This is a genomic window from Bacillus sp. CIS52, assembly GCF_053545315.1.
This window is the reverse complement of record NZ_JBIUFR010000001.1, coordinates 1,823,172-1,837,342: the sequence shown is the minus strand read 5'-3', so window position 1 is coordinate 1,837,342 and position 14,171 is coordinate 1,823,172. Positions and strand designations below refer to the sequence as shown.

Here is a 14,171-nt window from a genome sequence, read left to right as displayed (position 1 = left end):
AGAAAATACAACACGGAGAAAGAAGATTTGTAAAAAGAGTCAAACGGAGAAAAACGGATTGGAGAAATAGCACATCATATGACTAAAAAAGCTTGCGGAGATTCCGCAAGCTTTTCTTTATACCGCCGCCTGACGGCCGGCGTTTTCATACACGTCAAGCGCCGCTTGGAGTGCCTTTCCCGCTTCGATCGCTGCACCATGCCTGAGCAGCACAGCCTCCAGCCCGGCAAGCACGAACAGCACATTTTCTTTTCTGCAGCTGTAGCCCATCGTGCCGATTCTCCAGATCTTTCCCGCCAGCGGACCGAATGAGCTGGCAATTTCGATGCCGAATTGCGCCAGCAGCATGCGGCGGACAGACTCGCCGTCAATGCCGTCCGGAATTTCTACACAGGTGACAACAGGCATTTTGCAGCTGTCATCTCCAAACGGATTCAGCCCCATGGCCTGAATCCCTGCCGCTAATGCGTTCTCATGGCGGCGATGGCGCTCAAAGCGGGCTTCAAGACCTTCTTCAAGCACCAGCCTGACACCCTCACGCAAGGCATAGAGCATCGTTGTCGCTTCTGTATGATGATTGAGCCGTCTTTCGCTCCAATAATCCTCAAGCTGGCTCAAATCAAAATAATTGCTTGTGATCGGCCGGTTTCCCGAAAGCGCTGCCCTGTCCGCTTGTGTCGCGATCCCGCGCTCCACCTTTTTACGAGCCGCAATCACATCCGCCACCCGCTCATTATATGTAATCGGCGCCATTCCCGACGGAACAGACAAGCATTTTTGCGTGCCGCCGATGGCCGCGTCAATCTTCCATTCATCCACCTTTACCTCGCAGCCGCCGATCGTCGCGACTGCGTCGACAACAAACAATGCATTGTGTGCGCGGCAGGCTTCGCCGATTGCTTTCAGCGGGTGGATCCTCCCTGTCGATGTTTCGCCGTGCACCATAGCCACGATTTTCGGCTTCACTTTTGTCATTTCCCGTATGATGTCCTCCGGGTCAAAAACCGTTCCCCATTCGCACTCAAGCGTATGAACATTTGCCCCGTACCGCTCGGCGATTTCAGTCAGCAAATAACCAAAGCGCCCGTAAATGGGGATGAGCACATCATCTTCAGGTTCAATGATACTCGCCAGCACCGCTTCGATTCCCGCCCGTGACGTGCCGTCAATCGGGTATGCCCAGCGGTTTTTTGTTTGAAACAGCTCCCGAAGCATTTCCATCGTTTCATTCATGATATCCGTAAACGCCGGATCAAATTGTCCGACAACAGGGGTGCTCATCACTCTTAATACACGCGGATCCACCTCAACAGGGCCCGGCGTCATAATCGTTCTTAACGGCGTGCATAATTCTTTTCTGCCTGACACAGCCATTCCTCCTTTATCAGTAAGCCAGTTTGTATAATAAATCAGTCAGTGCGCGGACGCCGATCTCAAGCTGTCTGGCTGAGGTATATTCCTTCGGTGAGTGGCTGATGCCGCTTCGGCTAGGCACAAACAGCATACAAGCCGGATGGCGCCGTCCGATCATTTGCGCGTCATGCCCTGCTCCGCTCACCATTTCCTCACAGCTGATGCCGTTTTCTGCCGCCGTTTCAAAAGCCGCATCCTTCAGCCTTTTATCCATCGGCACAGGTTCTATCCGCATATATTCATCAATCACGGTGTGAATTCCTTTTTGATGGCAAATTCGGTTGATCAAAACAGCCATGTCTTCATGAAATTGCTTCAGCACGCGCTGATTTTGATGGCGTATATCGATTGAAAACTGCACGCGCCCCGGGATGACATTGGCTACATTGGGTTCGGCCGTTATTTTTCCGCATGTCAGCCGGAGCTCATCCGGCTGCTCTTCCGCGCGCAGCAGCAGTTCATGAATGATGCGGCTGCCGGCTGCGAGCGGGTCCTTGCGCCATTTCATGGAGGTGGTTCCTGCGTGATTGCATTCTCCTTCGAGCGTGACGAGATATCGTCTCTGCCCCGCAATACTTGTCACGATGCCGAGATCCCGGCCTGACATTTCCAATGTCTGCCCCTGTTCAATATGCAGCTCAACAAATGCGCTGATATCTGTCCTATAGGCTGACTGAAACACACCTTTGCCAAAACCGCTCTCATGCATCGCTGTTTGGAGGGAGACTCCCGACTCGTCTCTTGGCTCTTTTGCATCTTGTTCTGAAAAAACACCCGTCATATTCCCCGACCCCCAATAGGTCATTGGAAAACGGCTGCCTTCCTCCTCACATAAGGAGACCGCCTCGAGCGTTTTTTTCGGCGCTCCGTATGTTTCCTTGAGCTGCTTTAACGCAAGCATTGCCGCCAGAACGCCATAGGCGCCGTCATACTTTCCCCCATTGATGACAGTATCAATGTGCGAACCGGTTACAATCACTTCATCCGGAGACTGGGTGCCCGTAAGCCTGCCGAAAACATTGCCGACGTCATCGAATCTTGTTTCAAGCCCGAATGAAGACATTTCCGTCTTCACTGCAAGCTGTGCGTCCATCCACTCTTTTGTGTACAAAAGCCTCGTTACACCGCCGTCTGCTGATGCGCCGTATTGGGCGAGCCATTCAATATAATCTGTGATGCTGTTTTTGACTGAAAGCTTCTGCTTCTCCATGTACTCCCCCCTCTGGCCGTTATGGTGACTTCATTATAGAAGGAGGAACACGACAGTTCATTGACAGATTAACCAAAAAAACGTTTATTTTTTGGTCACAGTATCTCATGTAAAGCCCAAAGAAAACACAGTAATCAGCCGCAATGAATGAAGGAACCAGCGAGAGGAAAAAAGGAGGACAAAAAACCTTTCATATGAACAAGCAAGCTTACAGGAGAAGCGCTGCGGAGATCGCGGGACGGATGAAAACAGAAATGCCGGCAGCTTGCCTCCCAACTGAAGCAAAAACCGGTCCTCAGGATATCCCCCAAAGGAACCAATTTACAATTTTAATGAAAAATATACAAAATGACACTTCTATCCTTTATATCAATTTTAGATAATAGATATGAGTTGATAAAAGGAGGGCAAGCGATGACAAAAAAAGCATGGTTTCTGCCGTTCGTCTGTGTATTACTGATTTCCGGATGGTTTGCGCCGGCAGCTTCAGCAAGCGCGCAAACCGCATTAAGCCTGAATGACCGATTGGCGTCTTCCCCTTCAGGAAAAATGAGCCTTCTCTCATTAGCCGCACCCGCAGCACCTTATACTGACATTGACACCTATTATGAAGGGGCTGACGGAAAAACAGGGAAATCGCTAAAAAGCGCCCTGCACCGCATCATCAGCGGACACACGATGCTGTCCTACAGCGAAGTGTGGAACGCACTGAAAGAAACCGATGAAGATCCGGCAAATCCGAATAACGTCATCCTGCTCTATACGAATGAATCACGGTCCAAAAACTTGAACGGCGGCAATGTCGGCGATTGGAACCGCGAGCACGTCTGGGCGAAATCCCATGGCAATTTTGGTACGGGCAAAGGACCCGGAACTGATATTCACCATTTGCGACCGGCTGATGTCCAAGTTAACAGCGCCAGAGGAAATATGGATTTTGACAATGGCGGCACTGAATATAAGAAAGCACCCGGAAATTATTATGATGGCGATTCATGGGAACCCCGTGATGATGTTAAAGGCGATATTGCCCGCATGCTGTTTTACATGGCTGTCCGTTACGAAGGTGATGACGGCTATCCTGACCTTGAGCTTAATAATAAGACAGGCAACGGCTCGGCTCCTTATATCGGCAAACAATCTGTCCTGCTCGACTGGAATAAACAGGACCCGGTTGACGACCGTGAGCGAAAAAGAAATGAAATCATTTATGAGAAATACCAGCACAACCGCAATCCATTTATCGACCACCCTGAATGGGCCGGCGACATCTGGCCGTAAGAAAAAGGTGCTCCTGAAAAGGAGCACCTCAGATTGGGTAACTGATCAAGTCGGTAATGTTAATTGAAAGAACAACATACCGCGAACTGGAACTCAAACAGCAAAAGGAACTCCTGAATAAAGTAAAGCATGATATGAATACACCTTTAACTGCTGTCAGACTGCACTTATTTTGCTTAGAAGAGTTTGCGCATTCATATATTGTAAAGGCAGAAAAAAGCTGACAAGTGATTCCGTCAGCTTTCTCTTGAATGTCAGGCTGCATCATCCCTTTGTCATGTCCGCTGAAGAATTCGATGCATGATCTCATGTTCAATCTGGATGAGTGTGCTGTCGGACAAGGAGCGGGGGCGTTTGGCGCGGATCGGGATGTCGAAACTGATTTCTCCGTCTTCGATCATGATGACGCGGTCAGAAAGGCGGACCGCTTCCTGCACATCGTGTGTGACGAGCACAGCTGTAAATCCATTTTGTTTCCATAGCTTTTCTATCAATTGCTGCATGTCGAGACGGGTGAGGGCATCCAATGCGCTGAGCAGTTCATCCAGCAGCAGAAGGGATGGCTTTCTGATGAAAGCACGGGCAAGGGCAACCCTTTGCTGCTGTCCGCTAGACAGCTTATACGGCCAAGCGTGGCGGCAATTCCACAATCCGACTGCTTTAAGCACTTCCTCTGCTTTTTCTGTAAGTTAGGGTTTTATACTCAAAGAAAAGGATGCAGGGATCCCCTGCATCCTAAGTACATTCAGAAAATTTTCAGCCTCTAAACATTAATTAATTTAGAAGAATTATTATTACTAATCAGTCGAAAACAAATATTAGCGTGTCCATTTACTTGAATTTACAGTTTGAAGTAGTTCCGAGTGTTTCCAGTTATTATAAAGTTTCACTTTTACACGAGTTGAAGCAGATTTTTTAGCGATATTTGTAAAAGTAACATTCAGTTTTTTGCCGTATGAAGCGTTACCGGAAGCAGTATCAATAGTCTTCCATGAACCGCTTGTATACCGCTGAAGGTACAATTTACAATAGGCTGCTGTCTCCCATGTACCTGATCTTCCTAATTCAATTGTGGCGTTTACATTTTTGTAGTTATCCGATGTATGTATATATGATTTTGCAGAAACAACTCCAGTATTGTAAGTAAAGCTCGTTGTTTTGCTTACTGCTTGCGCTGATTGACTGAATCCTATAATCAGGCCAAAAGTCATAATACCTGCTAACAATACTGCTACAATATTCTTAGTTTTACTCCTCACATTAAATCCCTCCATTAATAATCATACTTGTAAATAACAAGTCTATTATACATTATAACCTATATTTTCCGATTTTTAAAGACTAAATTCTTTTTGGTTGCATATATATATATCATTATTAAATTTCTAAAAAATCCCTAATTTTATAAGTCAATTTTCCGGTTATTAAACTTTGATATTTTTAATGCCATTTTCGGTAATTTTCTATATAAGCACAAGTAACAAGAGTCTATTTCATGACAGAGTTTATAATTAACTCAAAACAACGATAATGGTTGTGAGGATTTGCAACAAAAAGTTTATACTGGAAATTCACTAAACATTCAATTATTGCAACTGAAAAATTGTCTGATATGTTTAAAGGATGCCACTTTGTGCCGTATGCTACATTGAGAGCAGCATTTCCTTCAGCAGTCTACTATATTTCGACCGCAGCTCCGGAAAGTTTATCCGACTGTTTGAATCAAGATCGCAATTAAAATTGGTCGGCATACGAGCAAATAACCGGCTTCCTAGCCGCAGGATTCAGTGATAGTGCAGACTTATTAAATCCAGTTGCCAGTTGACCTGATTATATCGAGACGTTATTGACATAAACATTCGCTAAATTACTCTGCACGGAACAGAAAACAAGACAAGGCAACTTCTGATAGGGACACTAGCATCCGCCTCACATGGGAAAACAGTCCATTTTGCTCAAATGGAATCAACAGGATCCAGTCGACAGTGAGGAAAAAACGGCGGAACGAGATCATTTACGATGACTATCAGCATAACCGCAACCCGTTTATTGAACACCCGGAATGGGCGGGCGAAATCTGGAAATAGCGTCATCAGACATGAAAAGGGAGCCCCGATCACCAGGCTCCCTTTTTTAATATACGGCGTTTTCAGTTTCGGCATCAAAAAAGACGGCCCTGTCCATATTAACCGCAAGCTGAATGGCATCACCGGGTTTCACCTGTGAAGCGCCGTCAAGTCGGATCGTCAGACGTTCATTCCCGCTTGCCGCATGAACATACATCTCTGCGCCTAAGTTTTCACATACTTCCGCTACAGCGCCGCACACCGCCTCATCCAAGTGCTCCGACCGCCCGGCAAGCGTCAAATGCTCCGGGCGCAGCCCCGCTGTCATCTCTTTGCCGCTGTATCCTTTTTGTACAAGAACAGCCGCTTTTTCTTTCGGAATGGGTAAACGAACGGATGAACCGGTAAAATACCACTGCCTGTCACATTCCTCAATGACTCCTTTTAAAAAATTCATACTCGGAGAACCGATAAAACCCGCTACAAACATATTGGCCGGATAATGATAAATCTCATGAGGGCTTGCGGCCTGCTGAATATCCCCTTCATTCATCACGACAATCCGGTCGCCCATTGTCATTGCTTCCGTCTGATCATGCGTCACATAAACAATGGTCGCTTTTAGGCGCTGATGAAGCTTGCAGATTTCGGCGCGCATCGTCACACGCAGCTTCGCGTCCAAGTTGGAAAGCGGCTCGTCCATCAGAAACACCTTCGGCTCCCGCACGATCGATCGGCCAAGCGCAACCCGCTGCCGCTGTCCGCCTGAGAGTGCCTTCGGTTTTCGCTTAAGCAGATGCCCAATTTCCAAAATATCAGCCGCAGCCTGGACACGTTCTGCAATTTCTTTTTTCGGCAGCTTTCTGAGCTTCAAACCGAACGCCATATTCTCAAACACCGTCATATGTGGGTACAGCGCGTAATTCTGAAAAACCATTGCGATATCGCGCTCCTTCGGGGGCAGATCATTCACCGCGTCTCCATCGATATAAAGCTTCCCCTCAGAAATACTCTCAAGTCCGGCAATCATTCGGAGTGTCGTAGATTTGCCGCAGCCCGAGGGACCGACCAGCACCAGCAGTTCCTCATCTTTTACATCCAAATGAAAATCCTTCACCGCCGTCGATTGGGTGCCGTATGTTTTTTTGATATGGTCAAATGTTAATGATGCCATTAGAAACCTCCTCCAATACTGGAAACCGCCCTATCTTTCTGTTATGTTAAAAATGTTCGGGGTTTCTGACAGATTCATAATAAAAAGCAAATTTGTATTATAACGTCATAATACATATAATAATACTAAGACGCGACAAAGGAGGTCTGTCCCATTGTTAAATAACGGGAGCTCAAAACCTTTATATATTCAGCTGAAACAAATTATTGCGGACGATATCAAGAAGGGCGTTTATTCGCCGGCTGTGAAACTGCCGACTGAAAATGAGCTTTGCGAAACGTACAATGTCAGCCGCATAACGGTCAGAAAGGCCATTCTCGATCTTGTGGAAGAAGGCTGGCTCGTCCGGCAGCAGGGAAAGGGAACGTTCGTTAAAAGTCCTAAACTTAAGCGTGAGCTCATCGCGGTCAACGGCTACTCTGAGTTTATGGAATCAACAGGAAAAAAACCGAAACACCAGGTTCTTTCCCATGAAACCATTGGAGCGCCTAAATCCATCGCCGAAAAGCTTCGCATCGCTTCCGAAAGTCCTGTTCTTGAATTAAAACGCATTTTGTTTCACGACGACCAGCCGCTCTCATTCGAAATCGCCCACTATCCGCTCAGTTTATTTCCCGATATCGGAAAGCATATCAAAAACGGCGTTTCAATGCATGACATTTTGAAACAGCACTATCAGGTGGTACCCACCTATAATACGAAGCTGTTAAATGTCGTATACGCCAAGCAGGAAGAAAGCCGCTATCTGGCTTGTGATATCGGGGATGCGCTTTTTGAAATTGATAAAACCGCTTTTATGTCAAAAGACCAGCCGATTTACAGTTCGCTGTTTTTAATGCATACGGATCGCGTCACGTTTACCATTAACAGTCCCTACGCATAACAGGCATAAAAAACGAGACAATGCTTATCGTATTCTCGTTTTTTCACTGCTTTTCCCGCTGTCCGGCCTGTAGGGATGTCCGTAACCAAACGCTCCGAATCCTCCGCATGTTTTGGCAGCCATCCCGGCGGCCGCGGTTAGCGCTCGCCGAATATTCTGGTGCTCGAAAAAATCGGTGAGAAACCCGGCGATAAAAGAATCTCCCGCACCCAACGTATCTATTATATCAGCTCTCACAACCGGCTGATGATAGACGCGCTCCCCATCCGATAACACCGCGCCATATTCTCCCCTTGTCAGACAGATGATTTTCGCTCCGAATCCGCGGGCTTTTTCGGCAAGCTGCACACATTCACTTTCACTCAAATCACTCCCGGAAAAAAATGCATATGTCACATACGGACAGACCGCCTCTAAATAGGCTTCGTCACGTTTTACGGAGAAGTCAAAGGAAATCGGCACATGGCCGCTCAGCATTGGAAGGTCACGTTCTATCCTGCTGTACACGCTCGTATGCAGCAGGTCATGTCCGGTGATAAATGAGATGTCTTTCTCATGAAAAGCGAGCGTTAGACGCGATTGCACGCCGCCCTTATTTGATCCGGCAAATATCCTGTCTCCCTTTTCATCAAGAGTGACGACTGCCATCCCATTTTCTCCGTATGCCCGGCGGATCAAATCGGTATTCACCTTTTCCAGTTTCAGCACGTTTAATACATGGTCCGCTGCTTCATCACTGCCCAGAATCCCGATATAAGAAGTGTCATGTCCTAAGCGCCGCGCAAGCACGGCCACATTTAACGCATTCCCGCCCGGGTAAAACGTCTCCTGATCCTGATAATAATCCACTACATTATCTCCGGCCGCTATCAGTTTCATCTTTTCATCCCCCTTATCCTTTCACGCTTCCCGCTGCAATGCCGCGGATAAAATATCTCTGCATCAATAAAAAAAGCGCTATGATCGGAGCAGCCGAAATCGTCAGCCCGGCCAGCAGCACGCCCCAATCAGTCTGCAGTGCATCTCTGAACTGCATCAGCCCAGCCGGAATCGTCCGTAAATTTTCATCATCGATAAAAATAATCGCAAACATAAATTCATTCCACGTATGGTAAGCCGTCAAAATGCCTGACGTCGCCAGAATCGGCACACTCATAGGCAAGAATATTCTGAAAAATATTCCGATGCTTGTGCATCCATCCAGGTAGGCAGCTTCCTCAAGCTCTTTGGAAATCGACAAAAAATAAGAACGAATCAGAATAACGGTAAACGGAATACGATAGGCTGCGTACGGAAGAATCAAAGCCCAATACGTATTGTACAATCCCAATGACTGGATAATGGAGTACAGCGGCACAAGACTGACCTGCGGCGTCAGCATCAATCCGCCCAGACAAATGATAAGCACAAATCCTTTTCCTTTAAAATGAAAACGGGCCAGCCCGTATGCAGCCAAAGCACTCACAAATACGGTTATAAAGCAAGTCAGAACGGTCACAATGACGCTGTTCATAAAATAAGCAGAAATCCCTTGGTTCCATGCGGAGACGAAGTTTTCGGGATGCCAAACAGACGGCAGCGACCAGCTGTGCTCAAAAATCTCATCCGAGCTCTTAAAGGCGCTGACCGCCATCCATAACAGCGGATAAGCGATGACAATGAGGTAGATTAAAAGAAACAGCCATACAGACGTTTCCCCGATATACCATTTTCTCGGCTTTCCGGCTGTTCTGACGGTCTGCCGGGAATGATGCAAATCCGTCCTTTCAGGAAGCATCGGCTACCCCTCCTTTCCGGTCTTAAAGAATTTCATCTGAATAAGCGACAGAGCAAGCGTCAGCAAAAGCACCACCGTCGCGATCGCAGAAGCGTAGCCCATCATATCTTTTGTAAAAGCGCTCTTATATAAAAATGTACTCAGCACTTCTGACGCATTGCCCGGTCCTCCGCCGGTCAGAATATACGGTTCATTAAATACGGTAAACGCGCCGGTCAGCGTCATCACCACGGCAACAAACGACATTTCTTTCGTCTGCGGCACCGTAATGTGAAAGAACTGCTGGATTTTGCCGGCTCCGTCCAGCTGCGCCGATTCATATAATTCAGCGGGAATGCTCTGAATTGAGACAATGTACAGCATGGCGATGTAACCGACTGACTGCCATTGAGACACAAAAATGACAGACAGCATAGCTGTGTTTTCATCGCCCAGCCACGCACGGGTCAGTTCATTAAGCCCAACGGCTTCCAGCAGCTGATTCAAAAGCCCGATTTCCGGGTTATAAATAAAATCAAACAACAGCGCAATGACGGTCATGGAAATGACAACCGGGAGAAAAAATACTGTGCGGAAAAACGGCGACCATCTCCTTACCAGCCTGTCTTCCAGCACGGCCGCCAGAATCAGCCCACCGCCTACCTGGCAGATTAGCGATACGGCCGCATACAGCACATTATTGCGGAGTGCTGTGAAAAACACGGGATCATGAAACAGATCAATATAATTTTTAAAACCGATAAACGTCTTGCCGGGCTGAAATGAGCTCCATTCAAACAGACTGAAAAACACATTTTCAAAAATCGGAATATAAACGAAAAGCAAGAAAATCAGCGCGGGCGCGAGAAACAGATACGGAATGAAACGTTTTCGGCTGACCAAGGAAATCCTCATCTCCTTTCTCATGAAATCTGTTCTATTCAGATGACGCTTTGACTTGACGCGCAGCTTTCTGCACGGAATTCATCACCTCGCGCGGTGTCATTGTGCCGCCGAGCATCTGCTGAACGCCTGCCGCATACACATCGGCGATTTCAACGTCAACATCCATATCGAACCATGGCACCATGGATTCGGCGCGGACGATATCCTGCACGGCTTCGCGCTGGATCGGCGTGGAATTGTTCTCTGTCGCCGTTCCCTGAACCGCGCTGTATTTACCGACGTCTTTTATCAGCTTCTCTCCCATTTTTTTCGATGTTAAAAACTGAAGAAATTCCATTGCTTCTTTCGGGTGCTTCGTTTTTGAGGAAATCATAAACCCTTCAGGAGATCCTGTCAGCGCCCGGGGAGATCCCTTTTCGCCGATGATTTTCGGGAAGGGAAACAAGCCCAGGTTGACAGGTTCGACGAGCTTAATTTCCGCCGTTTCCGCATAAATCATCGCCGCTTTGCCGCTTGTAAACTGCTGCCGAACGTATTCGTGATCGACGGAGTTCACATGCTTTGTAAAGTACGGTAGAAGCTCCTGAAGCTTTTCAAGTGCTTTGACATAACCTTCATCGGTAAACTCCCCGGTTTTCGGACTGTAATCCTTTGCCCGCGTTTTTTCATCCACCATACGCTGGTTCAGCGTCCCGATATAATGAGAAATCGTCCAAGGCGCCTTTGTGCCGAAACTGATCGGGATGTATCCGTTCTCTTTCAATTTCTCAGAGACCGTGATCAGTTCATTCCATGTCGCCGGGGGCTTCAGATGTAATTTGTTAAAAATATCTTTATTATAAAAGAATGATTTAGCGTCCATTTGCCACGGAACACCGTACTCTTTTCTGTCATGCGTAAAGGGTTTGATTTGTGACTGTACAAGCTGTGAGGACCAATCTTTATTCTTTTGATAGTAAGACGACAGATCGAGGGCTTTATCTCCTTTGATGAATTTGTAGGCAAACCGGTCGCTCCACGAAAAAAAAATATCAGGGGGACTTGTCGTTCCGAGCATGACTTTCACCTTGTCTTTATAGGAATCGTTTAATACCGCTTCCGTTTGGATGTGAATGTCCGGATGAGTGGCTTCGAATTCTTTAACCGCTTCTTCAAAAAAGCTTCTTTCCGGCTCTTTCGGCCACCTGTGAAAAAACTTCAGGTTCACTTTTCCATCATTGGAACTGCTTTGGCTTGAACAGGCAGCGGATGACAGACATACGGCTAACAGAACGAACAGGCAGATGAGCTTTTTCAGATGCTATTCCTCCTTTGTCACCGGACTATAACGTTATATATCATTATAGTCCGGTGAAAAATAATACGCGTTCTTAATACTCAACTTTCCACATGTATCTTCTATGAGATAAAGGATGATTTCTCGCCTCTGCCAGCTCGTCTGCGTAGCTTCTCAGCACACGGTTGAGGACGAGCGGGGCAAGGTAGCCTTTAACTGAATCGTCAATTGCAGTGAAATCATAAGATGCGGCATCAAGCACAGTGAGCTTTCTGCCATACTTTTTCGAGAAGGAAAGCGCCCGCTCTTCAAGAGGTCTTGTTTCGTCTAAGCCGAGCAGGATAATAAATGGAACGGATTCATCAATGATTTCAAATGGTCCGTGAAAATATTCTCCGGCATGAATGGCGTGGGAATGAATCCATTGCATTTCCATGAGAATGCAGATGCTGTAGGAGTAAGCGACACCGTAGTTTGCACCGCTTGCCATTGTGTAAATGATGCTTTCTTTTTCATGAGCTTTTGCGAATTGCTGTGCGTTGTCAGCTTCCTGCTTAAGGGCTCCTTCATACACAGCCTGTAATTGGTCTAAGCCTTCAATTGCCTGCTCAAATTTCGTGTTTTTTTCTAAAACTTGCAGGGTGCCGAAAACGATTTGATACAAAACGCCATAGTTCGTATTGATCGCAAGCGCCTCATCACCCCAATCGTACTGGGCAACATATTGCGCTTCCTGTGCTAAAGGAGACTCCGGTTTATACGTCATCGCAATCGTAAGTGCGCCTTTGCCCCTTGCAAACGCGGCAGCTTTAACTGTTTCCGGGGTATTTCCCGAATGCGAGCACAAAATAACAAGAGACTTTTCACCAAGCTGAACAGGGTTGCGCTGAATAAATTCGTTTGAGCTGTAAAGGTCTGAGCTGATTGATTTTGACTCCCTGTCAAACACATATTTACTCGGATACATAATGGCCGAAGACCCTCCGCAAGCGACAAAGAAGACATGATCAATGGTTTTCCCTTTCAAATCCTGCAAGAAAGCTTGAACCTCACGATTTACTTTTGCTGTGGCCTGACTCAAATCCTTCACTCCTTATTTTTATTATATAACGTTATATAACATTATATATTGTTATATTAATCGCAATAAAGGTGTGTTGTCAATTATATTTTCTGAAATTTCTAAAATATAAAGCAGGATCGCCTTATTTCCCGCACTCTCTTGACCTGACCCTTAGAGACACGTTTAGAATAAAAGCAGGGAGTGATGCAGAATGAATATAAAAGAAGCTGCCCGGCAGACGGGTCTCACGAAAAAAGCCATCAAATATTATGAGCAGGAAGGTTTAATTACCGTCAGCAAAAACCCTGATAACGGATACCGTGAGTATTCCGCAAAGGATGTAAATACACTGAAAATGATTGCCGCCCTTCGAATGCTGGCACTGTCCGTAAGCGATATTAAAGCGTTTCTCTTAGAGGGCAGCAGCCTGCATGAGATACTGCAGCAGCAGCATCAAAAGCTCAGCCGGCAGATTGAAGGGCTTGAGCAGGAACGGAAACTCACCGAACTGCTGCTCAAACGCGTGGAGGGTGCAGAAAATGTCGATTCCATTTTACATGACATCGGCGAAGTCCAAATAGACGAACCGAAGTATATGGGGCTTCAGCTGAAAAAACTGTTCCCGGGAGATTTCGGAAAATTTATCGCCGCGCTGTTTGAACCGTTCCTCGACTTTTCTATTGATACAGATGAGAAAAAAACGACATGGGCGGAGCTTATTAAAGTATTGGATGATATGGAAGAAGTGCCGGCCGCACACCCGATCATGCAGCTGGTCGGCAGGGAGGATCCGGCTCAGCTCCAGCAGCACAAAGCCCAGCATGACCAATTCATCGAGCGGATTTTGGAGAGAGACCCCGCTACTTGGGACACTCATAAAAACACAATCATTCAGCTCGTAAAAAGAGTGCAGACAGATGAAGAATACAGAGAAAACCTGATTAAGGTCGGGGAATCCGCTTCGGATCTGCCGGCGCTTAAGGCGGGTTCGCCTTTCAGCAATCTCCTTCAAAAGCTCAGTCCGACATATGACAAATACGTGCGCCTTCAGCTTGAACTGAAAAAAGAAGCCGACGAGGAGCTCGGCTTTGATTCAGAGGCATATTTAAAAGAGATGCTGCAAATAAAAAAACGCTAAGGCCG

12 protein-coding genes and 3 pseudogenes are annotated in these 14,171 nt (G+C 46.7%); 5 read left to right on the top strand and 10 right to left on the bottom strand.

The annotated features are described in order from the left end of the window. Nucleotides 1-117 precede the first annotated feature (117 nt). Nucleotides 118-1,368: a (S)-ureidoglycine--glyoxylate transaminase gene (pucG, locus tag ACH32G_RS08985; protein ID WP_174228612.1), complete on the bottom strand. Its 1,251-nt coding sequence runs from the start codon at nt 1,366-1,368 to the stop codon at nt 118-120. 16 nt (nt 1,369-1,384) lie between these two features. Then, a complete protein-coding gene (gene allC, locus ACH32G_RS08980) occupies nt 1,385-2,623 on the bottom strand; it encodes an allantoate deiminase (RefSeq protein WP_448814228.1) in 1,239 nt (412 codons plus the stop codon). Between the two features lie 414 nt (nt 2,624-3,037). On the opposite strand from allC, the gene ACH32G_RS08975 reads away from it, so the two are divergent. Continuing rightward, nucleotides 3,038-3,904: an endonuclease I family protein gene (locus tag ACH32G_RS08975; protein ID WP_064778658.1), complete on the top strand. Its 867-nt coding sequence runs from the start codon at nt 3,038-3,040 to the stop codon at nt 3,902-3,904. 41 nt (nt 3,905-3,945) lie between these two features. After that, nucleotides 3,946-4,086 (top strand): annotated as a pseudogene (locus tag ACH32G_RS08970) (two-component sensor histidine kinase); the annotation flags it as partial. Nucleotides 4,087-4,179: 93 nt separating this feature from the next. On the opposite strand, the pseudogene ACH32G_RS08965 reads toward ACH32G_RS08970, so the two are convergent. Beyond that, nucleotides 4,180-4,575: pseudogene (locus ACH32G_RS08965) on the bottom strand (ATP-binding cassette domain-containing protein); the annotation flags it as partial. 147 nt (nt 4,576-4,722) lie between these two features. Continuing rightward, complete coding sequence (locus ACH32G_RS08960) at nt 4,723-5,163, bottom strand: hypothetical protein (protein WP_448814227.1); 441 nt, start codon at nt 5,161-5,163, stop codon at nt 4,723-4,725. 668 nt (nt 5,164-5,831) lie between these two features. Here ACH32G_RS08960 and ACH32G_RS08955 point away from each other — a divergent pair. Continuing rightward, nucleotides 5,832-5,991, top strand: a pseudogene (locus ACH32G_RS08955) (endonuclease); the annotation flags it as partial. Nucleotides 5,992-6,037: 46 nt separating this feature from the next. On the opposite strand, the gene ACH32G_RS08950 reads toward ACH32G_RS08955, so the two are convergent. Continuing rightward, nucleotides 6,038-7,144 carry an ABC transporter ATP-binding protein gene (locus ACH32G_RS08950; RefSeq protein WP_448814226.1) on the bottom strand — a complete coding sequence of 369 codons (1,107 nt, stop codon included), beginning with the start codon at nt 7,142-7,144 and terminating at the stop codon, nt 6,038-6,040. Nucleotides 7,145-7,298: 154 nt separating this feature from the next. On the opposite strand from ACH32G_RS08950, the gene ACH32G_RS08945 reads away from it, so the two are divergent. Beyond that, on the top strand, nt 7,299-8,027 hold the full coding sequence (locus tag ACH32G_RS08945; protein WP_095241378.1) for a GntR family transcriptional regulator: 729 nt from the start codon (nt 7,299-7,301) through the stop codon (nt 8,025-8,027). A gap of 24 nt (nt 8,028-8,051) precedes the next feature. On the opposite strand, the gene ACH32G_RS08940 is transcribed toward ACH32G_RS08945, so the two are convergent. The 5 genes from ACH32G_RS08940 to frlB all read right to left on the bottom strand — a co-directional run bounded on the left by ACH32G_RS08940 (nt 8,052) and on the right by frlB (nt 13,046). Further along, entirely contained in the window at nt 8,052-8,906 is an 855-nt protein-coding gene (locus tag ACH32G_RS08940) for a PfkB family carbohydrate kinase (protein WP_049627313.1), read from the bottom strand. Between the two features lie 13 nt (nt 8,907-8,919). Further along, nucleotides 8,920-9,804 (bottom strand): carbohydrate ABC transporter permease, encoded by an 885-nt coding sequence (locus ACH32G_RS08935; protein ID WP_095241377.1) that lies wholly within the window; start codon nt 9,802-9,804, stop codon nt 8,920-8,922. 3 nt (nt 9,805-9,807) lie between these two features. Further along, nucleotides 9,808-10,698, bottom strand: a complete 891-nt coding sequence (locus tag ACH32G_RS08930) for an ABC transporter permease subunit (RefSeq protein ID WP_438263508.1) — start codon at nt 10,696-10,698, stop codon at nt 9,808-9,810. Nucleotides 10,699-10,720: 22 nt separating this feature from the next. Continuing rightward, the gene (locus ACH32G_RS08925) at nt 10,721-11,986 is read right to left on the bottom strand and encodes an ABC transporter substrate-binding protein (protein WP_095241376.1); all 1,266 of its coding nucleotides are present in this window, start codon (nt 11,984-11,986) and stop codon (nt 10,721-10,723) included. 73 nt (nt 11,987-12,059) lie between these two features. Beyond that, complete coding sequence (gene frlB, locus ACH32G_RS08920; RefSeq protein WP_016938024.1) at nt 12,060-13,046, bottom strand: fructosamine deglycase FrlB; 987 nt, start codon at nt 13,044-13,046, stop codon at nt 12,060-12,062. 193 nt (nt 13,047-13,239) lie between these two features. On the opposite strand from frlB, the gene ACH32G_RS08915 reads away from it, so the two are divergent. Continuing rightward, complete coding sequence (locus ACH32G_RS08915; RefSeq protein WP_448814225.1) at nt 13,240-14,166, top strand: MerR family transcriptional regulator; 927 nt, start codon at nt 13,240-13,242, stop codon at nt 14,164-14,166. The last annotated feature ends 5 nt before the right edge of the window (nt 14,167-14,171 follow it).

What these genes read in the sequence shown, in the direction of transcription:
- allC (WP_448814228.1), bottom strand. Translation starts at nt 2,623, where the DNA reads ATGGAGAAGCAGAAGCTTTCAGTCAAAAACAGCATCACAGATTATATT.
- ACH32G_RS08975 (WP_064778658.1), top strand. Translation starts at nt 3,038, where the DNA reads ATGACAAAAAAAGCATGGTTTCTGCCGTTCGTCTGTGTATTACTGATT.
- ACH32G_RS08950 (WP_448814226.1), bottom strand. Translation starts at nt 7,144, where the DNA reads ATGGCATCATTAACATTTGACCATATCAAAAAAACATACGGCACCCAA.
- ACH32G_RS08940 (WP_049627313.1), bottom strand. Translation starts at nt 8,906, where the DNA reads ATGAAACTGATAGCGGCCGGAGATAATGTAGTGGATTATTATCAGGAT.
- ACH32G_RS08935 (WP_095241377.1), bottom strand. Translation starts at nt 9,804, where the DNA reads ATGCTTCCTGAAAGGACGGATTTGCATCATTCCCGGCAGACCGTCAGA.
- ACH32G_RS08930 (WP_438263508.1), bottom strand. Translation starts at nt 10,698, where the DNA reads ATGAGGATTTCCTTGGTCAGCCGAAAACGTTTCATTCCGTATCTGTTT.
- ACH32G_RS08915 (WP_448814225.1), top strand. Translation starts at nt 13,240, where the DNA reads ATGAATATAAAAGAAGCTGCCCGGCAGACGGGTCTCACGAAAAAAGCC.